Source organism: Agrobacterium sp. 22-226-1 (assembly GCF_053522345.1).
On record NZ_JBNWCP010000003.1, the window covers coordinates 79,315 to 104,613 of the forward strand.

Sequence of the window (25,299 nt, forward strand, 5' to 3'; positions counted from 1 at the left end):
TGTGAAGATTGTGATTCTGCGGCAAGTCTCTGAAATACGGTTCAGGAAAGAGCATGCCCTTGATTACGATGTCGAAGCGGAGCGCAGTCGAACCCTTTCACGCCATGGATATTCTGGCGGAAGCGAATCGGCGCAGGCAGGCGGGCCGCCCCGTCATTTCCATGGCGGTCGGCCAGCCCTCCCATCCCGCGCCGAAAGCCTCGCTTGCGGCGGCTGAGGCGGCGCTGAAGCATGGGCGGATCGGCTATACCGACGCGCTGGGTCTGCGTGAGCTGCGGGAGGCGATCGCCGGCCATTATCGGCTGCGCCATCAGGTCGCCATCGATCCGGCCCGCATCGCCGTGACCACGGGCTCATCTGCCGCCTTCAATCTCGCTTTCCTCAGCCTTTTCGACGCGGGCGATTATGTCGCCATCGCAAGGCCCGGCTATCCGGCCTATCGCAATATTCTGAAGGCTCTCGGCCTCAATGTCGTGGAAGTGCCGGTCACCGCCGAAACCGGCTATACGCTGACGCCGGCAAGTCTGGAGCGGGCAGAGACGAAAGCCGGCTGCAAGCTGAAGGGCGTGCTTCTGGCAAGCCCGGCCAATCCAACCGGCACGGTTACCGGCCGCGAGGCGCTGAAGCGGCTTGCGAGCTATTGCGAAAGCCGCGACATGGCTTTCATTTCCGACGAGATCTATCACGGCCTTACCTTTGTCGGCGAAGAGACGAGCGCGCTCGAAATCACCGACAATGCCGTGATCATTAACTCCTTCTCCAAATATTATTGCATGACCGGCTGGCGCATCGGCTGGATGGTGCTGCCCGAAAATCTGGTCCGTCCGGTCGAGTGTCTGGCCCAGAGCCTTTATATTTCCGCGCCCGAACTGTCGCAGCTTGCGGCGACAGCGGCTTTTTCGGCAGCGGAAGAACTGGATGTTTACCGGGAAAGCTATCGCACCAACCGCGATTTCCTGATGGCGCGCCTGCCGGAGATCGGCCTGCCGCTGGCATCCCCGATGGATGGCGCTTTTTACGCCTATGTCGATACCAGCCGCTTTTCCAATGACAGCATGGATTTCGCCAAACGCATGCTGGCGGAAATCGATGTGGCGGCGACGCCCGGCATGGATTTTGATCCCGAGGAAGGCCACAGGGCGCTGCGCATTTCCTATGCGGGTTCCGTGTCGGATATAGCCGAGGCTGTGGGACGTATCGCCGGCTGGCTGAAATAAGCCGTCGGCTCTCCTGTTCAAATAAAGGATCAGGCGGGTGCGCAGCTGAAAGTGCTGCTAAACGCCTTTTCGCCCTTGGCAGTGAAGGTCAGCACACGGCCGTTTCCGCGCCGCAGCCAGTCGCGCTGCTGCATCGCTTCAAGCAGCGATGCGCCAAGCCCGCCGCCGAGGTGATGGCGGCGTTCGCTCCAGTCCAGGCAATGCAGGCAGACCGGGCGACGGGCCTTTTCGAGCGGCGAAAGGTCGATGCCGAAGTTCGAGAAGAAGTCGCGTCCGCTCTCCGTAAGGGCAGGATCATCACCTAACGTCACGAGCCCTTTTGCGGTGATGGCGGCAAGCAGCGCCACGCCGCTCTCCCCGGCCAGATGATCGTAGCAGATGCGCGCTTCCCGCAGCGCCTTGTCCTTCGGTCCCGTGCGGACGCGGACTGCGCCCGTGCGCTGGGCAAGACCCATCAACGCTTCCAGAACATGCGCCACATCCTCATCGGAAAGACGGAAATAGCGGTGACGTCCCTGTTTTTCCGCTTTCAGGAGTTGCGCCTCGGAGAGCTTCGACAGATGCCCGCTGGCGGTCTGCAACGTCACGCCGGCGGCTTCGGCAAGCTCGCTTGCGGTCAGCGCACGTCCGTCCATCAGCGCCGTAAGGATGTTGGCGCGGGCAGGGTCGCCGATCAGCGCGGCGACATTGGCGATCAGAGGTCCGTCTTTCATGCTTCGATGATAGCCGAAGCATTGATGCAAGGCAATGGCGTAGAAGGGAGAGGCAAACCACGAGGAGACAAACGATGCTGACCTGTTTCATCCGCTACGAGATCGATCCTTTCAAGGTCGACGCCTTTGAGCGATATGCCCGCACATGGGGTGAGGCGATACCGCGCTGCGGGGCCGATCTGATCGGTTATTATGCGCCGAAGGAGGGATCGAGCACCATTGCCTACGGTGTCTACAACATCGAAAATCTCGCCGCCTACGAAGCTTACAGGGCAAGGCTCGCCGTCGATCCTGCGGGGCGGGAAAATTACGAATTCGCCCGCCGCGAACAGTTCATCCGCCGAGAGGACCGGCTTTTCCTGCGTCTCGCCTCCGCTCCGCACGCCGGAGGCGGACAATGATCGCCGTCATCTTCGAGGTCTGGCCGTCTGAAGGCGAGAAGCAGCATTATCTCGACATCGCGGCAGGCCTGCGGGCTGAGCTGGAAACCATCAACGGCTTTCTGTCCGTCGAGCGGTTTCAAAGCATCGGCAATCCGGACAAGATGCTCTCTCTGTCCTTCTTCCGGGATGAGGAGGCGGTGAGGGCATGGCGCAACACCATGCCGCATCGCGCCGCACAGTCGCTGGGCCGGTCCGGTGTTTTTTCCGATTACCGGCTGCGTATCGCGCAGGTGATCCGCGACTACGGCCTGGAGGAGAGGGAGGAAGCGCCAGCCGACAGCCGGAAAGCCCATCCGGGAGAGGGAACAGCTTAGGCTGATGTTTCCAGCATCAGTTTTTCTGCATGCCGTTGCAAGGTTTTCTGGTTCGAACTCGCCTTTGAAACCCGTTATAGATGGGCCAATGTGGTGCGGGACACCCTTAAGGTTAGGACAAGGAGAAAAGCGATGTCGGCAGAAAAAGTAGCGATTGTAACGGCAGGCGGCAGCGGCATGGGGGCAGCCGTGGCGAAACGTCTGGCCGCGGATGGCTACAAACTCGCGATCCTGTCCTCTTCCGGCAAGGGAGAAGCGCTGGCGCAGGAGCTGGGCGGCATCGGCGTCACCGGCTCCAACCAGTCCAATGACGATCTCCAGCGGCTCACGGATCTGACGCTCGAAAAATTCGGCCGCATCGATGTGCTGGTCAACAGCGCCGGCCATGGCCCGCGCGCCTCCATTCTCGATATTACCGATGAGCAATGGCACACCGGCCTCGATGTCTACCTCATGAACGTCATCCGCCCGACGCGGATCGTCGCCCCCGTCATGGTGAAACAGAAGGCGGGCGCCATCGTCAACATCTCGACCGCCTGGGCTTTCGAACCGAGCAGCATGTTCCCGACATCCGCCGTGTTCCGTGCCGGCCTTGCCTCCTACACCAAGATTTTTGCCGATACCTATGCGGCCGACAATGTGCGCATGAACAATGTTCTGCCCGGCTGGATCGACAGTCTGCCGGCGACGGAGGAACGCCGCGAGAGCGTGCCGATGCAGCGTTACGGCAAGAGCGAGGAAATCGCCGCCACCGTGGCATTCCTTGCCTCTGATGGGGCCGGATATATTACCGGTCAGAATATCCGCGTTGATGGCGGGCTGACGCGGTCTGTTTGACGGGTTGGCATTTCCCACTCTTCATTCCCGTGACAAGCACAGGAATGAGGAAATGTCAGCGGCTCGAAAAAAAACGCCATTTCTTTGCGCCGATAAAAGAAAACGCCCGCAACATCGTTGCGGGCGTCTTTTATTCAGGATGTGGCTTCTCTCAGAAGAAGCCCTTGCGCTGCCACCAGCCGCCCTTGCGGGGCTTCGGCTCGTCGCCATCGGCGGGCGTGGAGGAACCGGAAGAGGTGACCACCGGCTCCGAGCTCGAGACATTGCTGCCCCGGTTCGCGCGGACCTTTTCTTCCGTGGCCGGTGCTTCCGCTTCCGAAGCCAGATCGGCCGAAGCCTCACCCACTTCTTCAATCGCGACGTCCACGACGGTTTCCTCGACGATCACCGGCTCCACCGTTTCAACGGCTTCGGCCTTCGGCGCTTCCTCGGTTTCAGTCTTGGCCTTTGCCTTGCGGGTGCGGCGCGGCTTTTTCGGCACGTCCTCTTCCGCGACCTCGGCAACCGCACCTTCCACCACCTCGGCGGCGGTCGGCTCTTCGGTTACGGATGCTTCGGCGGAAGCCTCTTCGCTTTCACCTTCGGCTTCCGAGCCGGCGGCATCGAGAGCCTCGTCTTCCGCACGGTTGCGACGTCCGCCGCGCTTGCCGCGACGGCGGCGCTTGCGCTTGCCGTCCTCTTCGGAGGTTAGCGCTTCGGCTGCACCGTTTTCGGTTTCAGCATCGGCTTCATCGGTTTCGACGCCATCGTCATCACCTTCGGCATCATCGCCTTCCGCATCGCCGGACTGGGCGTCGAGCGCGCCGTTCTGCTCGCCCTGACCGCCCTTGCCGCGACGGCGGCGGCGACGCTTGCGCTTGCGCTTGCCTTCCTCGCCATTGTCGCCCTGCTGCTGCTGGCGTGGCTCGGAGGTCTGCGCCTTTACGATTTCTTCCTCGTCTTCGTCCTCTTCTACCTCGGCGACGAAATCGTCTTCCTCTTCCACGAAGTTCGGCAGCATCTGGATGAGGCTTTCGATCTTCACCGGATTTTCGACGGCTTCCCCGCGATCGATGGCGAAATGCTGCGCACCGACGCCGGAATCGGCGGCGATGATGATCGACACGCCGAAGCGGCCTTCATAATCGACAATCGTGCCGCGCTTGTGGTTGAGCAGGTAGAGCGCCGTTTCCGGCGTGCTGCGCACCGTAATGTTATGCGTGGTGTTCCGCAGCAGATATTCCTCGATGCCGCGCAGAACATGCAGGGCGATGGAGGATTCAGAACGAACATGGCCCGTGCCGCCGCAATGCTGGCAGACCTGCGTGGTCGATTCCAGCACCGAGGCGCGGATGCGCTGGCGCGACATTTCCAGGAGGCCGAAATGCGAGATACGGCCTACCTGAATGCGGGCGCGGTCGTTCTTCAGGCAATCCTTGAGCTTCTTCTCGACAGCGCGGTTGTTGCGCTTTTCTTCCATGTCGATGAAGTCGATGACGACAAGGCCGGCAAGGTCGCGCAGGCGAAGCTGGCGTGCCACTTCTTCCGCCGCCTCGAGGTTCGTCGTCAGCGCAGTTTCCTCGATGGAATGCTCGCGCGTCGAACGGCCGGAGTTGACGTCGATGGAAACCAGCGCTTCCGTCTGGTTGATGATGAGGTAACCGCCCGACTTCAGCGTAACCTGCGGCTGCAGCATCCGGTCAAGCTGCGCTTCGATACCGGAGCGCGAGAAGATCGGGTGAATGTCGCGGTAAGGCTGAACCACCTTGGCGTGGCTCGGCATCAGCATCTTCATGAAGTCTTTGGCTTCACGATAGCCGTCTTCGCCCGAAACGATGATCTCGCCGATATCCTTGTTATAGAGATCGCGGATCGAACGCTTGATGAGCGAGCCCTCCTCGTAAACGAGGCAGGGGGCGGTGGAATTCAGCGTCAGCGTGCGGACATTTTCCCACAGGCGCATCAGATATTCGAAGTCGCGCTTGATTTCGACGCGGGTGCGGTTGGCGCCGGCGGTGCGCAGAATAACGCCCATGCCCTGCGGCACTTCCAGATCGCGCGCGATTTCCTTCAGGCGCTTGCGGTCGGCCGGCTGGGTGATCTTGCGGGAAATACCGCCGCCACGCGCCGTATTCGGCATCAGAACGGAATAACGGCCGGCGAGCGACAGGTAAGTGGTCAGCGCCGCACCCTTGTTGCCGCGCTCTTCCTTGGCCACCTGCACCAGAAGGATCTGACGGCGCTTGATGACTTCCTGAATGCGATACTGCTTGCGCGGCTTGCGGGCGACGCGGTCCGGAACCTCTTCCATCGCGTCTTCCGCGCCGACGGATTCGATCACTTCCTTTTCGTGGTGATCGTCATCGTCGTCGTCATCATCGTCATTGCCGCGGCGAAGACCCTCGACTTCCTCGGAAATCGTGTCGGTATCGACCATGGCGGCCATTTCACCGCCGGCGCTGCCGTCGTCTTCGGAGGAAGCTTCGGCGGCCTCGGCCGCTGCGGCTTCTTCTTCGGCCGTCTTCTTCTTGGCGCGGGGGCGGCGGGTGCGCTTCTTCGGCTTTTCTTCTTCGGCGGGCGCTTCTTCGGCTACGGCCTCGACGGCCGCTTCTCCGGAAACCTCTTCCGCGGCAGGCGCAGTCTCTTCGACGACAACTGTTTCAGTGGTTTCGCTGGCGGAAACAATGCCGACATCCGGCTGATCCACCTGCGAAAGGTCGATCATGGGGGCGCCGGGCTCGGGTGCGTCAGCGGATTCGAAATCGTCGCTACGGCGATGATCCTCGGCTTCCGCTTTCAGGAGGGCCTGACGGTCGGCGAGCGGAATCTGGTAATAGTCCGGATGGATTTCCGCAAAAGCGAGAAAGCCGTGGCGATTTCCACCGTAATCGACGAAGGCCGCCTGAAGCGAGGGTTCAACCCGCGTGACCTTGGCAAGGTAGATATTGCCGCGGATCTGTTTCTTGTGCTCCGATTCGAAATCGAATTCTTCGATCCGGTTCCCACGGACAACGACTACGCGTGTCTCCTCTTCGTGGGAGGCGTCGATAAGCATTTTGTCTGCCATGTAAGCTGTGCTCCTCGGCGCAGCCTTGTTTTATACGAGAACAGGCCCGCCACACGGACGAGCCTTTCATATGAGTGCAAGGATGTGCCGGAAATGAAGTCTCCTGCCGGGCGTCTGTAAACTGGCAGCATCCGGACCGACGGCGAGGCGCTTGGCCTGCTCCTGGTATCCGGTTCATGTGAAAACTGCTGCGACATCATTGGCCAGGCGGAACGACAATAATATATAGACCCCTTGGGATCCGATGAATTTGCTCTCCTCAGAGCGGCGGTGGCAGCGCCACCGGGTAGGTCTCCGGCCACGGCCGGAATTGATCGAGTTTCAGGATAAATGTAACGACGGCAGATGATTGCCCGATTTGCAGCGCCAGCGTCTTTTTCGATTGGCAGCCGGCGGGCATCTATCCCGTCAACACTTTTAACCCTCATCCGTGTTGTATGTTTTCTCTGTCATAATAGCAATAGGCTGGCTAAATATGCCATATTATTGGTGGAATTTCCGGGTTAACAATTGGTTCACCAAGGCCTGCGATTGTGGGGCGCAAACGCGCAAACTATCGTACGGCGTGGTCGAAACGGCACTGTTGCCGGCGTTTTTCCTCGCCGTTTATCGAAAATGACTGAAATACGGAATTTCTTGAAGACCATGAATTTCACGCGCAACGCAGCGATATTCGGTGGGAGAGGGCGGCTTGGCGCGCGAATCGCGCGGCTTGCGGCGGCTCTGGCATTTTCCGTCGTCGCCTCTGTTTCCGCCGCGCCTGCAGCCCATGCGGTGGAGCCGCTCGTCGTTCATCAGGCGCGGATCATCGGCGATGAGGCGCGCACGCGCATCGTTCTCGACTTCGCCGAAGAGCCGGAATTCGACGTTCACTATCTCGATTCGCCCGCCCGCATCGTTGTGGACTTTCCGGCGGTGAATTTCAGCTTCCCCGCATCCGACCTGAAGCCGACCGGTCTTTTTTCGGATATCCGTTTCGGCAGCATGGGGCAGAACAGCGCCCGCATCGTGCTGACGGCGAAAAAGCCGGTTCAGGTGGCGGTTGCCGAAACCAAAAAGACCGATAACGGTCAATCTTTCCATTTCGTGCTCGATACGGAAATCACCACCAAGGGCAAGTTCGCGGAACTGGTGAAGGATCAGCAGTGGCAGGCGCCGGCCCCGGTGACGACTGCCGCGATCACGCCGGATGACAAGACATCACGTCCTGCGGAATTCGTCATCGCTGTCGATGCCGGCCATGGCGGCATCGATGCCGGCGCCACCGGCGGCAATACCGGCACCGAGGAAAAGGTCATTACGCTGACTTTCGCCAAGGAACTTGCCGAGCGGCTGAACCGCGAACCTGGCATCAAGGCTTTCCTGACGCGCGATTCCGATACCTTTCTCGCCTTGTCGGAACGGGTGACCGTCGCCCGCCAGAACAATGCCAACCTCTTTATTTCTCTTCATGCGGATACGTTGAAGCAAAAGGGCATCCGGGGCGCGACCGTCTATACCTTGTCGGACCGGGCATCGGACCGGCAGGCGCAGGAACTGGCGGAGCGCGAAAACAAGTCCGATCAGATCGCGGGCGTTGCCGCCTCCAGCGAGCCGCCGGAAGTCGCCGATATTCTTCTCGATTTCACCCGCCGTGAAACGCAGGCCTTTTCGGTGACGCTGGCTGAAAACATCGTCTCCTCCTTCGAGGGGCAGGTGGGACTCATCAACAATCCGCACCGTTACGCAGGTTTCATGGTGCTGCGCGCCCATGATGTGCCGTCGGTGTTGCTGGAACTTGGTTTCCTCTCCAATCCGGAAGACGAAAAGCTGCTTCTCGATGGGGAATGGCGCAAGAAGGTGGCCGATACGCTGGCAACCGCCGTTGGGCGATACCGCGCCAAGGCCATGGCAAATGGCGGCTGAGAGGCCAGCCGGCGGAGCGGCAATGCCGTTGCCGCCCTGCCATTGACCGCCAAAAAGCTGTTCAATTCTTGGGTCTTGCAGACGATTACGAAGGCGAAGCCCTATTTTACTCACATTCGCCGCGTTACTCGGAAAGCGGATTCGGTGGCGATCCGCAAAGCGTCCGCAGCGCGATTGCGGGCCTGCCGCCCGGTAACATATCAGCGAATGCTGCCGTATCCGGCTTGTCATCGAAGGTATGGTGTGCAAAACGGCACGCGATATGCAAGGATGCGCCCGTATATCGTCGGGCGTTGATGGTTACGATTCGAATTATCGGTAGCTTGGTATGATCAGACTGATTGGATATTTTTTCGGCTTGGCCAGCGTGCTCTTCCTGTGCGCCGCCGCCGCCGGTGCGATTTATTTGCACGGCGTGACGAAGGACCTGCCGGATTACGCAGTTTTGAGCACCTATGAGCCGCCGGTGACGACCCGCGTGCATGCCGGCAACGGCGCGTTGATGGCGGAATATGCGCATGAAAAACGCCTGTTCCTGCCGATCCAGGCCATTCCCGACCGGGTGAAGGCGGCCTTCCTTTCGGCGGAAGACAAGAATTTCTACAACCATCCGGGTGTGGATGTCTTCGGCCTCGGCCGCGCCATTCTCGTCAATATCCAGAATCTCGGCTCTGGCCGCCGTCCGGTCGGCGCCTCCACCATCACCCAGCAGGTGGCGAAGAACTTCCTTCTGACCAACGACCAGACCATCGACCGCAAGCTCAAGGAAGCCATTCTCTCCTTCCGCATCGAGCAGACCTATTCCAAGGACAAGATTCTCGAGCTTTATCTCAACGAGATTTTCTTCGGCCTGAATTCCTACGGCATTGCCGGCGCGGCGCTCACCTATTTCAACAAATCGGTGACGGAACTGACGATTGCCGAGACCGCCTATCTCGCATCGCTGCCGAAGGGGCCGGCCAATTACCATCCGATCCGTCGCGAAAAGGCAGCTCTCGAGCGCCGCGACTGGGTAATCGACCGCATGGCCGAAAACGGCTACATCACGGTCGCCGACGCCACGGACGCCAAAAAACAGCCGCTTGGCGTCAATCTGCGTCGCGGTGGCGCGCATATTTTCGCGTCCGATTATTTCGCCGAAGAAGTCCGCCGCCAGATCGTCGAGAAATACGGCGAGGAAGCGCTTCTCGAAGGCGGACTCTCGGTCCGCACATCTTTCGATCCGCAGATCCAGATGGAAGCACGCAAGGCGCTTCAGGACGGTCTGGTGCAATATGATGAGCGTCGCGGTTTCCGCGGACCCGTCGAAAAGATCGAGACTGCGGGTGACTGGACGGCGGCGCTAGCCAAGGTCAAGGGCCTGCGCGACGTTCCGGAATGGAAAGTCGCTGTGGTGCTTGCCGTCGCTGCCGATGGCGTCGATATCGGCGTGCAGCCGGACACGGAAACGGAAGATGGCGACAAGCGCACGCGCGGCCATATCTCCGCTGAAAACATGCGCTGGGCTTTCCGCGATGCTACCGGCAAGAAGGCGACCGCCAAGTCGCCGGTTGGCGTCCTCTCGGCCGGCGACGTCGTTTATGCACAGCCGCTTTCCAACTCTGGTAACGAATATCGTCTGCGCCAGCCGCCGAAAGTGCAGGGCGGCATGGTGGTGATGGACCCGCATACCGGCCGTGTTCTGGCCATGGTCGGCGGTTTCTCCTATGCGCAGTCGGAATTCAACCGCTCGACACAGGCGATGCGCCAGCCGGGCTCCTCCTTCAAGCCGTTCATCTACGCGGCCGCGCTCGATAACGGCTATACGCCGGCGTCGGTCATTCTCGATGCGCCGATCGAGGTTGTTTCCGGCAATCAGGTGTGGAAGCCGCAGAATTACGGCGGCGGTTCCGCCGGCCCGTCGACCCTGCGTCTCGGTATCGAGAAATCCCGTAACCTCATGACGGTGCGTCTGGCGCAGGATATGGGCATGAATCTGGTCGCGGAATATGCCGAACGCTTCGGCATCTACGACAAGATGCCGCCGCTTCTGTCCATGTCGCTCGGTTCGGGTGAAACGACCGTGATGCGTATGGTCTCGGCCTATTCGGTCATCGCCAATGGCGGCAAGCAGATCAAGCCGACGCTGATCGACCGCATTCAGGACCGTTACGGCAAGACGATCTTCCGGCATGAGGAGCGCGCCTGCGAAGGCTGCAACGCGACAAGCTGGCAGAACCAGGACGAGCCTGTCATCGTCGACAATCGCGAACAGGTTCTCGACCCGATGACCGCCTATCAGACGACCTCGATGCTGGAAGGCGTCGTGCAGCGCGGCACGGCGGCGGGCAAGATCAAGGTCGATCTGCCGGTTGCCGGCAAGACGGGCACGACAAACGATGAAAAGGATGCCTGGTTCGTCGGTTACACGCCGGACATGGTCGCCGGCCTCTATATCGGTTTCGATTCGCCGGCGCCTCTCGGCCGTGGCGGCACGGGTGGCTCGCTGTCCGCGCCGATATTCGGTGAGTTCATCTCCGATGCGGCCAAGCACATGGAGCCGAGCAAGTTCATCGTACCTGCCGGCATGAATTTCGTCGCCGTCAACCGCAAGACCGGCATGGCGGCGGTCGAGGGCGAGCCCGACACCATCATGGAAGCCTTCAAGCCCGGCACGGGTCCTGCTTCCACCTTCTCTGTCATCGGCGATGACGGATACATGTCGCAGGAAGACATTCTGAAGACCTCACCGCAGGCGCAGCAGGCCATCACCGGCGGTGGCGGCGGTCTTTATTGATATCACTCCTGACGTTTGGCGGGGGCGTGGGTCTTTACATCCGCGCCCCCCGCATTTATTTGAGCAACGAGTTTCAATGAAGGTGAAGAACCAGCGAAATGCGCAATGAAATCGTGAACGTAGTCGACGAAATCAAGCAGGCCATAAGCCTGCTGAGGAGGCATCTTTGACTGGGACCAGGCGATAAGACGACTGGACTGGTTGAATAACAAGGCAGAGGACCCGACCCTCTGGAACGATGCCACCGAAGCCCAGAAGCTGATGCGCGAACGCCAGCAGCTGGATGACAGCATCAATGGCGTCAAGGCGCTCGAGCAGCAGATCAAGGACAATATCGAGCTGATCGAACTCGGCGAGATGGAAGGTGATGACGAGATAGTCAAGGACGCCGAAGACGCATTGAAAGCGTTGAAGAGCGAGGCGAATCGCCGTCAGGTGGAAGCCATGCTGTCAGGCGAAGCCGATACCAACGATACCTATCTCGAAGTGCATTCGGGTGCCGGCGGCACCGAAAGCCAGGACTGGGCGAACATGCTTCTGCGCATGTATACCCGCTGGGCCGACCGCGAAGGTTTCAAGGTCGAGGTGCTCGAAGTTCACGACGGCGAAGAAGCCGGTATCAAGTCCGCGACGATCCTCGTCAAGGGCCACAATGCCTTCGGCTGGCTGAAGACGGAATCGGGCGTGCATCGCCTCGTTCGTATTTCGCCCTATGACAGCAATGCGCGTCGCCACACATCGTTCTCTTCCGTCTGGGTTTACCCCGTCGTCGACGATTCGATCCAGATCGACATCAACGAGAGCGATTGCCGCATCGATACCTATCGTTCGTCCGGCGCGGGCGGCCAGCACGTCAACACCACCGACTCGGCCGTGCGTATCACGCATATTCCGACCGGTATTGCCGTTGCCTGCCAGCAGGAGCGTTCCCAGCACAAAAACCGCGCCAAGGCGTGGGACATGCTGCGCGCCCGCCTTTACGAGGTAGAGCTGCAGAAGCGGGAAGAGGCGGCCAATGCACAGGCCGCATCCAAGACCGATATCGGCTGGGGCCACCAGATCCGTTCCTATGTTCTGCAGCCTTACCAGCTGGTCAAGGATCTGCGCACCGGCGTGGAAAGCACCGCACCCGGCAACGTGCTGGACGGCGATCTGAACGAGTTCATGGAAGCGGCCCTCGCGCATCGCATCAGCGGCGGCGCGGATGTGGAAGTCGCGGATATCGACTGACGCGCCAAGTGCGTCGATTGAAAAAGATTACCCCTCGCAAACCCATTGCGAGGGGTTTTTCGTTGGAGGACAAGCATGAAACAGGCGCTTTATATCGTCGACGTCCAGCCAAGCTTCAATCCGCCGGCTGCGCTGGTGGCGGAAATATCCGCTCTCGCCCTGACAATGCCCAGCATCGCCACCGTCGAGCGCCATGACGAAAGCGTAACACCCTTTGAGGGGCAACTCGGCTGGAAACCGGGCAGGGACGACGAGTCGCTTGTTGCGGCAGATCGCGTTTTCATCAAACACGGTTATGCGCCACCCCGGGAGGTCATCGACCATCTTCTGTCGCTGAAACTCGACAGGGTGCTGGTCTGCGGCATTCAGGCCGATACCTGCGTGCTGGCCGCCGGTTTTGCCCTCTTCGATGCGGGGCTGCATCCCACGCTATTGCCGTGGCTTACGGTGGGCTCCAGTCTCGACCGCAGCGGTGAACTCGGTGCGAGATTGTGGAAACATCATTTCGGTGCGGTTCTTGCCGGGCCGGAGGCACTGCAAGCGTAACCTTGTCCGGCCCGCGCATCGGGCCGATCAGTTGGACGCTTTCTCGATCTTCATCTCGCCCAGCTCGTCGATCAGGATCGTCCAGCTTTCCGCTTCCTTGGCTATCGGGTCCGTCTTCAGATAAACGGTCACGAACAGGCCGGGCGAGGCGGGCGCGCCATTCGAGCTTTCAGGACGAATATCCGTGACATAGGATTTCATCTGGCTGAATTCTTCCAGCTCGATATTTTCGAGGAGATTAGGCCCATCGGCGGTAAAGACGATGCGCTGCAGGTAGATCTTCGCCGTGCCGTCGCCCTGGCGGATGGCGATGACCTTGTAATAGCCGCGTGTGGGCGAGGCAGGCGGCGGCCGCAGCTGTCCGTCTGGGCCTTTCACCGGTTCAAGATTGCGATCTTCCCACATGCCGCTGCTGACGACGAAGATTGCCGAAACCGGCAGCGCGTCAATCGCTTCCGTCTGCGCCCGCGCGGGAAGCGCGGCGGCGGCGAAAAGAAAGGCAGCGAGGATAGGTCTTGTCAGTTGCATGGCCATTGTCGATTGTGGGCGTCAATTGTTGAACTGTTCGGCGAGAACCCGGTCCGACCATGAACGATCCGGATCCGAGAGAATTCTGGCCGTCCTGTCCTGCGATTGTGCGATCCGAACGTGACGAACGGATTTCACCTCGGTGTGGTCGGCCACCGCATTCACAGGGCGCTTGTCGCGTTCGAGAACATGAATATCGACCGTTACCTTATTCGGCAAAAGCGCGCCGCGCCAGCGCCGCGGCCGGAAAGCACTGACCGGGGTGAGCGCAAGCAGCGGCGATTCCAGCGGCAGGATGGGGCCATGGGCGGAGAAATTGTAGGCTGTCGACCCTGCCGGCGTCGCCACCATCATGCCGTCGCAGATCAATTCTTCCAGCCGCACCTTGCCGTCCACCTCCACACGAAGCTTGGCGGCCTGATGCGACTGGCGAAACAGGCTGACCTCGTTCATGGCAAGTGCCGTAAACTCGTCGCCGTCGGAATCCGTCGTCGTCATGCGCAGGGGATGGAAATCATTGCCGCTCGCCACCGCGATGCGCTCCAGCAGGCCGTCCACCCGGTAGTCATTCATCAGGAAGCCGACGGATCCCCGGTTCATGCCATAGACACGCTTGCCGGAATTCATCGTCTCGTTGAGAATCTGCAGCATGAAGCCATCGCCGCCGAGCGCGACGATCACCTCCGCCTCTTCGAACGGCGTATCGCCGTACATGCCTTTCAGCTCTTTCAGCGCCGTCTGCGCCTCCTCGGTTGCGGAGGCGACGAAGGACAGTGAATAGGTAGAATGCGACATCCGCTTCCCTCGACAACGGCGCAGACCGGAACCCGTCCACGCAAGGCGCTGTAACCCGTTGAAGCGGCTCGAAATCTTTAAACCTCGACAGGAAGGTCGATAACAAGCCGCCAGACGCACCCTTGGTACATGAAGACGGCGGCTGGCGACAAGGCCTTTCGGAGACGCAGGCGTTCCCCGGCGGCGGACCGCACCGCTCCGGTCCACAGCTTCTTGATTTGCGCCCGCCGACAAGGGTTGCGATGCGGGACGGCCTGATGCAGTTTGCCAGGGCAGTCGGAATGACGAGTGGCAGGAGACGGATGTGGCGCTGAACTACGATATCTACGATGTCTTTACCGAGACGAAAATGGCGGGAAACCCGCTGGCGGTCATGTATGACGCCGATGATCTTCCCCAGGCCACGATGCAGGCGATCGCGCGGGAAATGAACCTCTCCGAGACGGTTTTCGTCAACCGGTCCAGCAATCCGGCCCATGCGGCTTCGCTGCGCATCTTCACGCCATCGGGTGAATTGCCCTTCGCAGGCCATCCGACAGTCGGCGCGGCGGTGGCCATCGCCGAGCGAAATCGCGGCGATGGCGATGACGATATCGATATGGTCTGCGTGCTGGAAGAGCAGGTGGGTCCGGTGCGTTGCGCGGTGAAGATGCGCGCCGGCGCGGTCAGCTTCGCGGAATTCGACCTGCCGCGCAAATCGTCCCGCGTGGAGCTGCCGCTCGATCACACCGCGCTTGCCGATGCATTGGGCGTCAGCGAGGCGCATCTCGGCTTTGAAAACCATGTGCCGTCGATCTGGACGGCCGGGGTGCCGTTCCTCATCGTACCGCTGCACAATATCGCCGCCATCAGGGACATGGATTTCGATGCCAATCTGTGGCTGCGCACGGCGCCGCTGGTCGAAGGACGCCTGACGGCGGCCTATATCTACTGTCGCGGCGGCGTCAATCACGCGGCGAAGTTCCACGCCCGCATGTTCTCTCCGGATATGGGCATTTCGGAAGACCCCGCCACCGGTTCCGCCGCCGCTGCCCTTTCCGGCGCCATCCACCATTTCGATGGCCTGACTGATGGCCATTATCCGCTGCTGATCGAGCAGGGCGTGGAGATGGAACGACCGTCCCATATCCACCTGCGCATGGACATCAAGGACGGCGAAATCGCCCGCGCCCGCATCGGCGGCCACGCGGTGCGCGTTGCTTCGGGCACGTTCGAGATTTGATTTCAGCATCACCCGCTCAGTTCGATGTCTTCGAGGAGCGATGAAACAGCGAGCAGAGCCAAAAGAAAAACCCCGGTCTTGACCGGGGTTTTGTCATTTCAGCGTCAATCGGCTCAGTTGAACCGGCCCGCCGCATGGGCAAGCATCGTATAGACCTTGCCGGTATCGGAGGTGAGGTAGGACTGTGTCACGGTCCGGTCGCGGTCGGTGCGGGCCACGTCGGCAAGCAGCTTCTCAAAATCGGTGATGTAACGGTCCACGGCGGTGCGGAATTCCGCTTCCCGCTCATATTTGCGCTTGATTTCGTCGAAGGTCGTCTGACCCTTCAGCGTATAGAGGCGACGGGTGAAGACGTCGCGCTCGCCGCGCTGGTAGCGCCGCCACAGCTCCACGGAGGCGTCGTGATCGATGGCGCGGGCGATGTCGACCGAGAGCGAGTTCAGCGATTCCACCATGTGGCGCGGATTGCGGGTGTCGGCCGCACGGGTCGGCTGCTGTTCCGCGCCGGCGCGTGGTGCGGACGCCGCTGGCGTTTCCTGTGACGCGCCGCGCAGCAAATCGCTGATCCAGCCGCCGCCTTCTTCGCGGCGTCCGGCCGGAGCACCCGGCTGGGCCGGGGCAGGCGCCTGACGGTTCTCGACCTGACGGTTTTCAAGCGGCAGGGCGCCGCGCAATGCGGCCGGTGCGGGAGCAGGCTGCGGCTGGGCCGGGCGCTGCTGCTGAACCGGAGCCGGGGCTGCCGGCTGCGGACGCGTCTCGACACGGCGCTCGGCCGCCGGTTGAGTTGCGGCGATGGCGCGGGCAACCGGCTCGGAGACTTCCATCTGGTGGGTCGAACGACCGACGAGCTGGGAAATATCCTGCAGGGCCTTGATCTGTTCGGAAACGGCGCGACGCATGGCGGCAGCGCTTTCCTTGGCTTCTTCCGGCAGATCGAAGGCGCCGCGCTTCAGTTCCGCACGGGTCGCATCCAGTTCGCGGCGGATATCGTGGCTGGAGCGGCGGATTTCGTCCGTCGCGCCGGCGAAGCGGCTGACCGCTTCTTCCACGGCCTGACGCAGCGTCTCCTTGAGGCTGGCTGCGGCGGCATTCGATTTTTCCGAGGCGCTGCCGAGAAGATTGTCGACTTCCGAAAGCGAGGATTCGACACCGCCGCGCAGGCGGTTGACCAGCTCGTCGGAATATTTCTGCGCGTTGGACAGCGTGCTTTCAATCGAGCGGCTGGCATCCTGACCGGCCGACAGCAGGGCGCCCCGCATGGTCTGTGCCGCCGAGCGGGCGCGCTGTTCGGTCTCATCGAGCGAACGGCCGATATCGGAGAAGGAGGCCTGCAGATTGTCGCGCAGATTGCCGGCGACGTTCTGCGAACGCTCCTCGGCCTCGTTGAGCGTGGTTTCCACCACGCCGATGACATTGCGCATGGCGCTTTCGATTTCCTCGGAGCGCTTGACGAGGCCGACGGACAGGCTGCGCAGCGCGTCCTGGCGCTCCTCCAGCGTGCCGACGAGGCTCGACTGTGCGGCATTGAGGAGCTCGGAAGCCTGGCTCAGCACCTTCGAATGTTCCTCGAAACGGCCGACGATGCCGGCAACCTGCGCCAGCGTCTGGCCGGAAATATTCGACAGGCGGTCGATCTTTCCTTCGAGCAGACGGCTGGAGCTGGACACCATGTCGGCGGCCTGCGAGGCGGATTCGGAGAAGCGGGTCGCCGAGGCGTTCAATGCCTCGTCTGCCGCGCCGAAGCCCTGTGTGGCGCGCTCGACAGCGGAGTTGAAGTTGGTTGCCGACTGTTCGACGATTTCCGCCATGCTGTTATGGGTCTGCGACAGCATATCGGTGCTCTGGCGGGTGGCGGCCACCAGCTTGTTGGCCGCATCGCTGCCGGCGCGGGCATATTTGTCGATGCCCTGTTCGACGGCGTCCGCCATGGCCGTATGCGTCTCCGACAGCATGTCGGTGCTCTGGCGGGTGGCTGCGACGAGCTTGCTTGCCGCATCCGTACCGGCAGCGGCATAATCGCTGATCGCCTGTTCCACCATCCCGACCATGCCGCTGTTGCTCTGCGACAGAAGGTCTGCGCTCTGCTGGGCTGCGGAAACGATCTTCTCGGCGGCTTCGCGGCCGATGGTGGCATATTCGTCGACGACAGGCTTGGCTTTCTCCTCGATCAGGCGCGAAAGCTCGGCGGAGCGGCTGGCCAGCATCGAGTTGAGTTCGCGGGTGCGGTTGTCCAGCGCCGAGCGGATGGATTCGCCGCGGGCGTCGAGGGCGGATTCGACACCCGTGAGCGTCTCGGAAATGACGCCGACCTGAGAGCGGACGACGGCTTCAGCCTCGGCAACCTTGTTGACGATGATGTTGCCTGCCTCGGAGAAGGTCTGAGCCACGGCGGCGGCCTGACCGGAAAGGCGGGTCTGGGCATCCGAAATGCGGTTGACGATCTCGCCGGAGCGTTCCTCGATGGCCTTGGTGAAGGCCTCGTTCTGCGCCTGCACCTGTTCTGCGAATTCCGAACCGGACTTGGCGAGAAGGGAGGTGGAGCGCACGGCTTCTTCGCCGATGCTCTGGGTGGCAGAGGTGACCGCGCCGCGCAGGCTGACGGCGAGATCGCTCGCCTTACCTTCAATGGTGCGGTTGACGTTTTCAAGACCGATGGTCAACGCCCGGTCCATGGTGCCGAGGCGTTCATCGATACGGGCAGTGCCGGTATCAAAGGTCTCTGCCAGGCGGCTGGTCCGGTTTTCGAACGTGTCTGCGACACGCGTGGTCTGTTCGTCCAGAATGCCCGTGATACGCTCGGCCGCCTCGTCGCTGGCGCGGGCGAAGACGGCAGTCTTGTCTTCCAGCGCTTCGGCAAAGCGGCGGCCGGCATCCTCGATAGAGGTGTTTACATTGGCGAGATCGCCGCCGACGCGTGCCTGCAGCGTATCGAGCGAGGTCTCGATACGGGCACCGGTCTCGTCGAGACGGGTGGTGACGTTGCCGATGGAGGTCTCGATTTTCGAGGACAGGGCATCCGTCGCGCCGCCGATTTCGCGGGCAGCCTCGCCGATCTTGACGGCGATGTCACCGGCGCTGTTGCGCAGGCGCTCTTCCAGCGTCTGCGCGCTGCCGTCGATCGCCTTCTGCAGCGTTTCCTGCTGGGTTTCGAGCGACAGTTCGAGCATGCTGGCGCTGGACGCGACCGTGGTGCCGATCATCATCGCCTGTTCGGAGAGCATGTCGCCCATCTGGGTCGTGGCGGAGCTGAGCGTCGCGGCGAGATCCGCCTGGCGCTGATCGAGCGCGGTGCGAATATCCTCATGCGATTGCAACAGATTGCTTTCGAGGCGGGACACACCTTCTTCCACCGTCTGGGCAAAACGGGTGCTGCCGTCTTCAACGACGCTTTCGATGCGGTTGGCCGCACCCGAGACGCTCTGCTCGATCAGGCCGCTATTGCGCTCCAGCGATCCGGCAATGCGTTCAGCCTGCGAACCGAGCATGGTTTCGAGCCGCTCGTGACCGCTGGAAAGGGCATTTTCAAGCGTAAAGGCTGTTGCTTCTAGGCGCTGGCCGACGCCGGCGGCGGCAAGCGAAAGCGACGACGCCCGCGCATCCATGGCTTCGGCGATACGTTCCTCGACACCCGAAATCGTCATGTCGAGCGCGATTGTTCGGCTGTCCAGCGCATCCGCGATGCGTTCTTCCGCGCCTGCCACGATGCCGGAAAGGGCAGCTGTGCGGCTGTCGAGCGCGCCGGCAATGCGATCTTCGACGCCGGAAACGGCATTCTGCAGGGCTGTGGTGCGACCATCGAGAATATCGGCGATTTTTTCTTCGACACCGGAGAAGCTCATATCGAGCGCCATGGTGCGGCTGTCGAGCACATCGGTGATCCGCTCTTCCGCGCCGGAAACGACGGTCTTAAGTGACTCGGTTCGACTGTCGAGCGCCCCGGCAATACGGGTCTCGGCGCCGGCCACCAGTTCGCCAAGGGCTGCGGTACGGGTGTCGAGCGCTTCGGTGATTTTTTCTTCCGCGCCGGAGAATGCCATGTCGAGCGCCATGGTACGGCTGTCGAGCGCATCGGCGATGCGTTCTTCGGCACCGGAGACCACGGCGTTGAGGGCTGCGGTGCGGCCATCCAGCGTTTCCGCGATACGGGTTTCAGCACCGGCGACCACGTCTCCGAAGGTGGCCGTGCGGCTGTCGAGCGCGCCGGCAATCTTTTCCTCAGCACTTGCGACAATGCCGGTAAGGGCAGAGGTGCGGTTGTCAAGCGTTTCGGAAAGTCTTTCCTCGACATTGGCAAAGGTCATGTCGAGCGACAGCGTGCGGCTGTCCATCGTGTCGGCAATACGTTCCTCGACGCCGGAAATGGCGCTGGAAAGCGCGGCAGTGCGGCCATCAAGCGTATCGGCGATACGGCTCTCCGCGCCGGAGACGACGTCATGCAGGGCAGCCGTGCGGCTTTCCAGCGTGTCGGAAATGCGGTCCTCGATGCCGGAAACCGCGCCGGTGATGGCCGCCGCCCGGGTTTCGAGCGTTTCGGCAAGACGGCGCTCGACATCGGCGACGACGTTGTTAATCGCGGCGGCACGTTCGTCGAGCATGGCGGCGAGACGTTCGGCCGTGCCGGAGACGGAGCCGGTAATTGCCATCGAACGGCTGGCGAGCGCTTCATCGAAACGGTTCTGGCTGGCCGAAAGCGCGCCGAACAGGGCATTGCTGCGCTCCGCGAGCACGGCATCGATCTTCTCGTGCGAACTGGTGAAGGCATCGGTGATTTCGGCGGTACGCTGGCCGATTGCGTCGCTGAAGGCCTGCGTCCGGCTTTCAAGGGCGCTTTCCAGCATTTCCTGACCCGTGCCGAGCGCGGTTGCGAGCGCCAGCGATTGATCGGTCATGGTGGTGCCGATGCGCTCCAGACCGGCGCTCAGCATGGTGTCGAGCGCTTCGGAGCCGCCGGCAACGGTTTCGTTGATGCGGGCGAGGCTTTCCATCAGCTTGCTGTCGAGGCTGCCGGCGCGCTGGTCGAAGGCGCTGGCGAACTGCGCGACATGCTCGTCGAAGGCAGAGTTGACCTGGCCGACCGTCGCCTGCATCCGCTCTTCGTAGAGGCCGGAGCGAAGATCGAGATCCATGATCGCATCGTCCGCCGTGCTCTGCAGGCTCTGGCGGAAGGAGAGACCCTTTTCTTCAAGCGTCGTGGACAGCTTGTCGAGCACGGTATCCAGCGAACCGCCGATGATCTGCTGGCCGCGGTCGATATTGCGGTTGAGTTCGAGCGTGCGCGTGGACAGCGTGTCGTTGAGCTGGCGGGTGCGCTCTTCAAGCGCGCTGTTGAGGCTTTCCGCACCGCTATCCAGCGTCGAGGCATGGATCGCGAAACGCTCGAGCAGGACTTCACCGCGCTCATCCAGCGTCGAAGTGAGGTTGTGCAGGCGCATGTCGAATTCGTTGGACAGCGTCGCGCCGGAGGAATTCAGCGCCTGAAGCAGATTTTCGGTCTTGGCGGCGATCAGGCTGCCCATCGCTTCGGTCGAGGCGCGCGATTTTTCCAAAAGCGCGGCCGAGCGGGTGTCGATCATCGAGGCGAAAGCCTCGCCGGTCGTGGCGATCCGCATCGAAAGCTCTTCACCGACGATGGAAAGCTCTTCCTTGATCTGTTCCTGGGCGCCGACGATGGAAGAGCGGATACGCTCGGCGTGATTGACGATGGCGTCACGCTCGGCGGTCAGTTCCTGCACGAGGCTGCGCACGCGCAATTCGTTGTCGGCATAGCTACGCTCAAGCGCGTTGACCTCGGAATGCACGAGGGTTTCGAGTTCCGTCGCGCGGGCGATTGTGCGCTCGATACCGTCATTCATGGCCGAGACTTCACGGCGAACCGCCTGGCCGACGGACATGATGCGGTCGGACGCGACCGTTTCCGGCTCGGCAAGGCGAAGGGCGACTTCGGCCATGGAGCGGGCGGCGTTGCGCAGATCGCGGGCACGCGCCATCATGATCGCAAAGGCGAAGAACAGCATGATGGGAACGAGGATGCCGACGACTATCGCCATCAGGCCGGGGATCGCGGTGAGATCGGCCAGCGAGGCGATGTTCCACAGCGCGTTGCCATAAAGAAGATGTGCGATGCCAAGACCGCCGAGCGCCCAGATGACCGACATGATCGTGGCGTTACGCAGCGCGCCGCCGATGGAGCCGCCTTCCAGCGATTTCAGGATCATGGCCGGGCTGCGCTTGGAGCCGTCATTGGCCGCTTCGAGATTGGGCGATCTGGGCGTCTGTTCGGCGGGCGCGCGGGCGGCCTCGGGAGCAGGGGTCTGTCTGCTTGCTTCCTTCAATCTGGCCTCCGGCTGCTTCGGCGCTGCAGTTTTCCGCGTCTCCGGCTTTTCTTCGAAAGCACCAAGCTGCAGGGCGTTTTCCAACGCCTGAAATGCAGTCTCGTCGACAGAGTCGCTGATCTTGTTATTCGCCATGCGGTTACGCCTCGTTACACATACGCCCGGCTTCATGCCGTTGACCACTTGCGTTCCGCAAGTGGACTGCCGCCATCATGCCAGCGGAACATTATCCCTTGAAGAGAGAACAATTCCGCCATTTACCAAATCCCGAATTGCTGGTGGTCCAGCTTTCGGGCGAAATTACATCACTGTGCCGCAATAACAAAGCTTGAGCTTAAGCCTCGTGGGAACGGCAGTACCGTAGTGACACATTTAGGTGTTCGAAACAATTAATGCGGATTTGCGGCGGTGGCGAAGTGTCGGCTTTTTAACAGTTTTTAAACCTGAGTTTCACGCTGAACGCCTTGTTTCGCATAAGTTTAACATAAATTAACCATAGCAGAAGATTTTCGCCCGCGTCACGCCGTAATTTAAGCCGATAGCAGCGGCCCGGATGCGTGAATACGACACAGATGTGACACGAAACAGGAAACGGCGAGACAGGAATTTCAGCCATGGCAGCGGTCAGTATTGCTTTCGAAGCTCCCGACAATTGCGGCGGTGCGCCCGCCGCCGGTAAAAAACCGATCGATTTCGATCATCTCGCCCGGCAGACGATGGGCGACAAGGATCTGGAGATCGACGTGCTGCAACTCTTCAGCCGCAACGCCCGCGCCGCCCTGCATGAAATGGCGGGCGCCGACGACAAGGCGGTCATAGCGACGGCCCATCGTTTGAAGGGGTCTGCGCAGGCCGTCGGCGCCTCGGCCGTTTCTGCGGCCGCAGCCGTGGTGGAGGATAAGGGCAATGACAGCGCGGCGATCGCAAAACTCGCGGCGACCATTGTCGAGGCCGAAAATTTCATCCTCAAGCTCTGCCGCTGAGGCGTAACACATCAAATTTGTCATTTTGCAAGGCCGGTTGCGTCTGCGCGCCCTTGAAGCGGGTTGCCAAGGCGGACCGGCCTTTCTATGTGTTTAGAACAGTTCTTAGATCACATTTTGGATTTCCGGCATGACAAAACTGACCATCGTTGCCTTTGACGGCACGCCCCATGAACTCGACGTGAGCAATGGCTCCACCGTCATGGAGAATGCGGTGCGCAACTCCATTCCCGGCATCGATGCGGAATGCGGCGGCGCCTGTGCCTGTGCGACCTGTCATGTCTATGTCGACGACGCCTGGGCGGAGCGTGTCGGCGGACCGGAGCCGATGGAAGAGGACATGCTGGACTTCGCTTTCGACGTGCGCCCCACCTCGCGCCTTTCCTGTCAGATCAAGATGAACGACGAGCTCGATGGTCTCGTCGTTCATGTTCCCGAACGTCAGGGCTGAAATCTTTCGTCATTGCTAAACGCAGAAAAAGCCCCGCTCACCTGGTAGCGGGGAGCGGGGCGAGGCGGGTACGCAGCATGCAGGCGAGGGAGGAAACACCTGCGAGCCCTCAAGTGCGCACCGGGAGAACCGGAGACGGTTGCAACCGTCGGACCCGCCGTGGGCCGCAACCATTTCAAACCGTATGAACAAGCTACAATGAGTCTTGCCGGCGGCACCACGGCGAGAATTCACGGGTGATATAGGACATGACGTTACGTCATGTCCGTGATTTTCCCCGGGATTCTGGAAGATATGGCTAACGGCCGTCAGCGGCGATTCTGGCCCTGCTCGAGCCGGTTTTTCAAAAGTCGGGTCATGCGGGCGTCGAAATTTTTCGATTCCACGACGTCGAAGCGCATCTGGTCCTTGTCATGCTCATCCATCACCGTCTGGGTGATCTTGCCGACCATTTCCTGCAGCGTCTCGCAGCTTTTCTGCGGGCGAAGCGACGTCAGCTGTCTTTCAAGCGAGCGGGCGTGGGTGCGGGCGATTTCCGCGTGGCGCTCCTCGTGGCGCTTGATATCGGCAAGCAGCGTATCCCAGATGAAGGCCAGTTCCGCCGTGGTGCGGCGGCGATTTTTCCATTGCGGCAGGAGAATTCGGGTATTCAGCACCACTTTGGCCGTTCCGACACTGCAAAGGCCGTTTTTCTCGACATAGGTGAGTTCGCCGCCGAATTTGATTTCGGTAGCGCCGGGATGGCGCGCGCCGGTATTGCGTGTCAGCGGGCCGTGCCTGGAAAGCTGCTGGTCGAGGTCGGCGGCGGTTTTGCCGCTGATCGAAAAATAGGAATAGGTCTTGCGGACGATGGTTTCGGAAAAAGCCGATCCGGGTAGGGAAAGTGCCACTGCGGCCGCTAAAGCGGCGCAAAGAGCACGCGATGATTTGGTCATGACCCGGCCTTCCGGTTGAACTTGAAAAAGGTTTGCTGCATAGGCGGAGCGGAACTTATAAGAATTGGCATAACACTCCGTTATTCCCGAAAGGCGCGTGTTACGTGATAACAGCCGGCAGCAACGCGTGGCAAGCGGCCCATGGCCGCTCCCTGAAACTTGATGGGCGTGGCCGTATTATGGCCATCGTCAATGCTACGCCCGATTCCTTTTCCGATGGCGGCCGTTATCTCGCCGTCGATGCGGCTTTTTCCCATGCGCTGACCTGTGTGGAGGAGGGCGCTGACATCATCGATATCGGCGGCGAATCCACCCGGCCGGGTGCGGTCGCAGTAACGGAAGCCGAGGAACAGGACCGGGTGCTTCCCGTCATCGAAAAATTGCGCCGCGAGACGGATGTGCTGATTTCCGTCGATACCTATCGCGCCTCGACAGCGCGGCTGGCGGTCGGGGCGGGCGCCCATATCGTCAATGATGTCTGCGGCCTGCAGAAAGACGCGGAGATGGCCGGTGTGGTCGCCGCCACCCGCGCCGGCGTGTGCATCATGCATACCGGCCGCGACCGGCAGAAGCTTGCCGATGTCATCGCCGACCAGTTCGAATTTCTCAATCGTTCGCTTGAGATCGCCGAGGATGCGGGTATTGCCCGTGACGCCGTCGTGCTCGATCCCGGTTTCGGTTTCGCAAAGGACGAGAGCGAAAATGTCGCGCTGATGGCGCGTTTCGGCGAACTTGCCGCTTTCGACCTGCCGGTTCTGGCCGGTACGTCGCGCAAGCGTTTCATCGGGTCGCTGACGGGCCGGGATGCGGCCCATGAACGGGATATCGGAACGGCTGCGACCACCGCGATCCTGCGGCTTGCCGGCGCTTCGATTTTTCGCGTGCATAACGTTGCCGCAACCCGCGATGCGCTGGCAATCGCCGATGCGGTTCTTGCCAAAACGTCGGCAAAGGCCGATGCGTAGATCAACGAGTGCCCGAATGCCGTGTCCTGAAGGTGGCGCGGCTTTCTGGCGAAACAGTCCT

The 25,299-nt window shown here is 61.1% G+C and carries 18 protein-coding genes; 12 read left to right on the forward strand and 6 right to left on the reverse strand.

Annotated elements, in window-relative coordinates:
- The first annotated feature begins 59 nt into the window (after nucleotides 1–59).
- On the forward strand, nucleotides 60–1,217 hold the full coding sequence (locus ACQZ5K_RS06155) for a pyridoxal phosphate-dependent aminotransferase (protein WP_003521454.1): 1,158 nt from the start codon (nucleotides 60–62) through the stop codon (nucleotides 1,215–1,217).
- A gap of 29 nt (nucleotides 1,218–1,246) precedes the next feature.
- Here the strand turns inward: ACQZ5K_RS06155 and ACQZ5K_RS06160 are convergent, their stop codons facing one another.
- Nucleotides 1,247–1,930, reverse strand: a complete 684-nt coding sequence (locus tag ACQZ5K_RS06160; protein WP_448739887.1) for an ArsR/SmtB family transcription factor — start codon at nucleotides 1,928–1,930, stop codon at nucleotides 1,247–1,249.
- A 74-nt stretch (nucleotides 1,931–2,004) separates the two neighbouring features.
- Here ACQZ5K_RS06160 and ACQZ5K_RS06165 point away from each other — a divergent pair, with 74 nt between their 5' ends.
- The 3 genes from ACQZ5K_RS06165 (at nucleotide 2,005) to ACQZ5K_RS06175 (ending at nucleotide 3,524) form a co-directional block, all read left to right on the forward strand.
- The gene (locus ACQZ5K_RS06165; protein WP_142172018.1) at nucleotides 2,005–2,331 is read left to right on the forward strand and encodes an NIPSNAP family protein; all 327 of its coding nucleotides are present in this window, start codon (nucleotides 2,005–2,007) and stop codon (nucleotides 2,329–2,331) included.
- Complete coding sequence (locus ACQZ5K_RS06170) at nucleotides 2,328–2,687, forward strand: antibiotic biosynthesis monooxygenase family protein (RefSeq protein WP_448739888.1); 360 nt, start codon at nucleotides 2,328–2,330, stop codon at nucleotides 2,685–2,687. Before ACQZ5K_RS06165 ends, ACQZ5K_RS06170 begins: the two co-directional genes overlap by 4 nt.
- Before the next feature lie 132 nt (nucleotides 2,688–2,819).
- Nucleotides 2,820–3,524: an SDR family oxidoreductase gene (locus ACQZ5K_RS06175; protein WP_078053990.1), complete on the forward strand. Its 705-nt coding sequence runs from the start codon at nucleotides 2,820–2,822 to the stop codon at nucleotides 3,522–3,524.
- A gap of 151 nt (nucleotides 3,525–3,675) precedes the next feature.
- Here the strand turns inward: ACQZ5K_RS06175 and ACQZ5K_RS06180 are convergent, their stop codons facing one another.
- On the reverse strand, nucleotides 3,676–6,570 hold the full coding sequence (locus ACQZ5K_RS06180; RefSeq protein ID WP_448739889.1) for an Rne/Rng family ribonuclease: 2,895 nt from the start codon (nucleotides 6,568–6,570) through the stop codon (nucleotides 3,676–3,678).
- A 645-nt stretch (nucleotides 6,571–7,215) separates the two neighbouring features.
- Between ACQZ5K_RS06180 and ACQZ5K_RS06185 the strand changes: the two genes are divergently transcribed.
- From ACQZ5K_RS06185 to ACQZ5K_RS06200, 4 genes are all read left to right on the forward strand, one after another.
- On the forward strand, nucleotides 7,216–8,475 hold the full coding sequence (locus tag ACQZ5K_RS06185; protein WP_448740079.1) for an N-acetylmuramoyl-L-alanine amidase: 1,260 nt from the start codon (nucleotides 7,216–7,218) through the stop codon (nucleotides 8,473–8,475).
- Nucleotides 8,476–8,803: 328 nt separating this feature from the next.
- Complete coding sequence (locus ACQZ5K_RS06190; protein WP_448739890.1) at nucleotides 8,804–11,251, forward strand: penicillin-binding protein 1A; 2,448 nt, start codon at nucleotides 8,804–8,806, stop codon at nucleotides 11,249–11,251.
- A gap of 98 nt (nucleotides 11,252–11,349) precedes the next feature.
- Nucleotides 11,350–12,481, forward strand: a protein-coding gene (prfB, locus tag ACQZ5K_RS06195; RefSeq protein ID WP_448739891.1) for a peptide chain release factor 2 whose coding sequence is annotated in 2 segments (ribosomal slippage) — nucleotides 11,350–11,418 and nucleotides 11,420–12,481 — 1,131 coding nt in all. Because the reading frame shifts where the segments join, the coding sequence is not laid out codon by codon here.
- 75 nt (nucleotides 12,482–12,556) lie between these two features.
- The gene (locus tag ACQZ5K_RS06200) at nucleotides 12,557–13,027 is read left to right on the forward strand and encodes a hydrolase (protein WP_448739892.1); all 471 of its coding nucleotides are present in this window, start codon (nucleotides 12,557–12,559) and stop codon (nucleotides 13,025–13,027) included.
- A gap of 27 nt (nucleotides 13,028–13,054) precedes the next feature.
- Here the strand turns inward: ACQZ5K_RS06200 and ACQZ5K_RS06205 are convergent, their stop codons facing one another.
- Together ACQZ5K_RS06205 and ACQZ5K_RS06210 are read right to left on the reverse strand one after the other, a co-directional pair.
- The gene (locus ACQZ5K_RS06205; RefSeq protein WP_269830853.1) at nucleotides 13,055–13,555 is read right to left on the reverse strand and encodes a hypothetical protein; all 501 of its coding nucleotides are present in this window, start codon (nucleotides 13,553–13,555) and stop codon (nucleotides 13,055–13,057) included.
- Nucleotides 13,556–13,576: 21 nt separating this feature from the next.
- Entirely contained in the window at nucleotides 13,577–14,350 is a 774-nt protein-coding gene (locus tag ACQZ5K_RS06210; protein WP_003521437.1) for an NAD kinase, read from the reverse strand.
- 304 nt (nucleotides 14,351–14,654) lie between these two features.
- Here ACQZ5K_RS06210 and ACQZ5K_RS06215 point away from each other — a divergent pair, with 304 nt between their 5' ends.
- Nucleotides 14,655–15,572, forward strand: coding sequence for a PhzF family phenazine biosynthesis protein (locus tag ACQZ5K_RS06215; RefSeq protein WP_448739893.1), 918 nt, complete (start codon nucleotides 14,655–14,657; stop codon nucleotides 15,570–15,572).
- A 113-nt stretch (nucleotides 15,573–15,685) separates the two neighbouring features.
- On the opposite strand, the gene ACQZ5K_RS06220 is transcribed toward ACQZ5K_RS06215, so the two are convergent.
- Nucleotides 15,686–22,039, reverse strand: coding sequence for an apolipoprotein A-IV repeat region-like domain-containing protein (locus tag ACQZ5K_RS06220; RefSeq protein ID WP_448739894.1), 6,354 nt, complete (start codon nucleotides 22,037–22,039; stop codon nucleotides 15,686–15,688).
- Nucleotides 22,040–22,518: 479 nt separating this feature from the next.
- On the opposite strand from ACQZ5K_RS06220, the gene ACQZ5K_RS06225 reads away from it, so the two are divergent.
- Entirely contained in the window at nucleotides 22,519–22,887 is a 369-nt protein-coding gene (locus ACQZ5K_RS06225; RefSeq protein ID WP_448739895.1) for an Hpt domain-containing protein, read from the forward strand.
- A gap of 130 nt (nucleotides 22,888–23,017) precedes the next feature.
- The gene (locus ACQZ5K_RS06230; protein ID WP_003502527.1) at nucleotides 23,018–23,338 is read left to right on the forward strand and encodes a 2Fe-2S iron-sulfur cluster-binding protein; all 321 of its coding nucleotides are present in this window, start codon (nucleotides 23,018–23,020) and stop codon (nucleotides 23,336–23,338) included.
- Between the two features lie 308 nt (nucleotides 23,339–23,646).
- Here ACQZ5K_RS06230 and ACQZ5K_RS06235 read toward each other — a convergent pair whose 3' ends face one another.
- Entirely contained in the window at nucleotides 23,647–24,273 is a 627-nt protein-coding gene (locus ACQZ5K_RS06235; RefSeq protein WP_003521431.1) for a DUF922 domain-containing Zn-dependent protease, read from the reverse strand.
- Between the two features lie 179 nt (nucleotides 24,274–24,452).
- On the opposite strand from ACQZ5K_RS06235, the gene folP reads away from it, so the two are divergent.
- Complete coding sequence (gene folP, locus ACQZ5K_RS06240) at nucleotides 24,453–25,238, forward strand: dihydropteroate synthase (protein ID WP_448739896.1); 786 nt, start codon at nucleotides 24,453–24,455, stop codon at nucleotides 25,236–25,238.
- Nucleotides 25,239–25,299: the final 61 nt, after the last annotated feature.

Excerpts from the sequence above, each read along its gene's own strand:
- ACQZ5K_RS06200 (WP_448739892.1), top strand. The coding sequence starts at position 12,557 with ATGAAACAGGCGCTTTATATCGTCGACGTCCAGCCAAGCTTCAATCCG.
- folP (WP_448739896.1), top strand. The coding sequence starts at position 24,453 with ATGGCCATCGTCAATGCTACGCCCGATTCCTTTTCCGATGGCGGCCGT.
- ACQZ5K_RS06165 (WP_142172018.1), top strand. The coding sequence starts at position 2,005 with ATGCTGACCTGTTTCATCCGCTACGAGATCGATCCTTTCAAGGTCGAC.
- ACQZ5K_RS06225 (WP_448739895.1), top strand. The coding sequence starts at position 22,519 with ATGGCAGCGGTCAGTATTGCTTTCGAAGCTCCCGACAATTGCGGCGGT.
- ACQZ5K_RS06185 (WP_448740079.1), top strand. The coding sequence starts at position 7,216 with ATGAATTTCACGCGCAACGCAGCGATATTCGGTGGGAGAGGGCGGCTT.
- ACQZ5K_RS06190 (WP_448739890.1), top strand. The coding sequence starts at position 8,804 with ATGATCAGACTGATTGGATATTTTTTCGGCTTGGCCAGCGTGCTCTTC.
- ACQZ5K_RS06205 (WP_269830853.1), bottom strand. The coding sequence starts at position 13,555 with ATGCAACTGACAAGACCTATCCTCGCTGCCTTTCTTTTCGCCGCCGCC.
- ACQZ5K_RS06220 (WP_448739894.1), bottom strand. The coding sequence starts at position 22,039 with ATGGCGAATAACAAGATCAGCGACTCTGTCGACGAGACTGCATTTCAG.
- ACQZ5K_RS06170 (WP_448739888.1), top strand. The coding sequence starts at position 2,328 with ATGATCGCCGTCATCTTCGAGGTCTGGCCGTCTGAAGGCGAGAAGCAG.
- ACQZ5K_RS06180 (WP_448739889.1), bottom strand. The coding sequence starts at position 6,570 with ATGGCAGACAAAATGCTTATCGACGCCTCCCACGAAGAGGAGACACGC.
- ACQZ5K_RS06230 (WP_003502527.1), top strand. The coding sequence starts at position 23,018 with ATGACAAAACTGACCATCGTTGCCTTTGACGGCACGCCCCATGAACTC.
- ACQZ5K_RS06235 (WP_003521431.1), bottom strand. The coding sequence starts at position 24,273 with ATGACCAAATCATCGCGTGCTCTTTGCGCCGCTTTAGCGGCCGCAGTG.
- ACQZ5K_RS06175 (WP_078053990.1), top strand. The coding sequence starts at position 2,820 with ATGTCGGCAGAAAAAGTAGCGATTGTAACGGCAGGCGGCAGCGGCATG.
- ACQZ5K_RS06210 (WP_003521437.1), bottom strand. The coding sequence starts at position 14,350 with ATGTCGCATTCTACCTATTCACTGTCCTTCGTCGCCTCCGCAACCGAG.
- ACQZ5K_RS06160 (WP_448739887.1), bottom strand. The coding sequence starts at position 1,930 with ATGAAAGACGGACCTCTGATCGCCAATGTCGCCGCGCTGATCGGCGAC.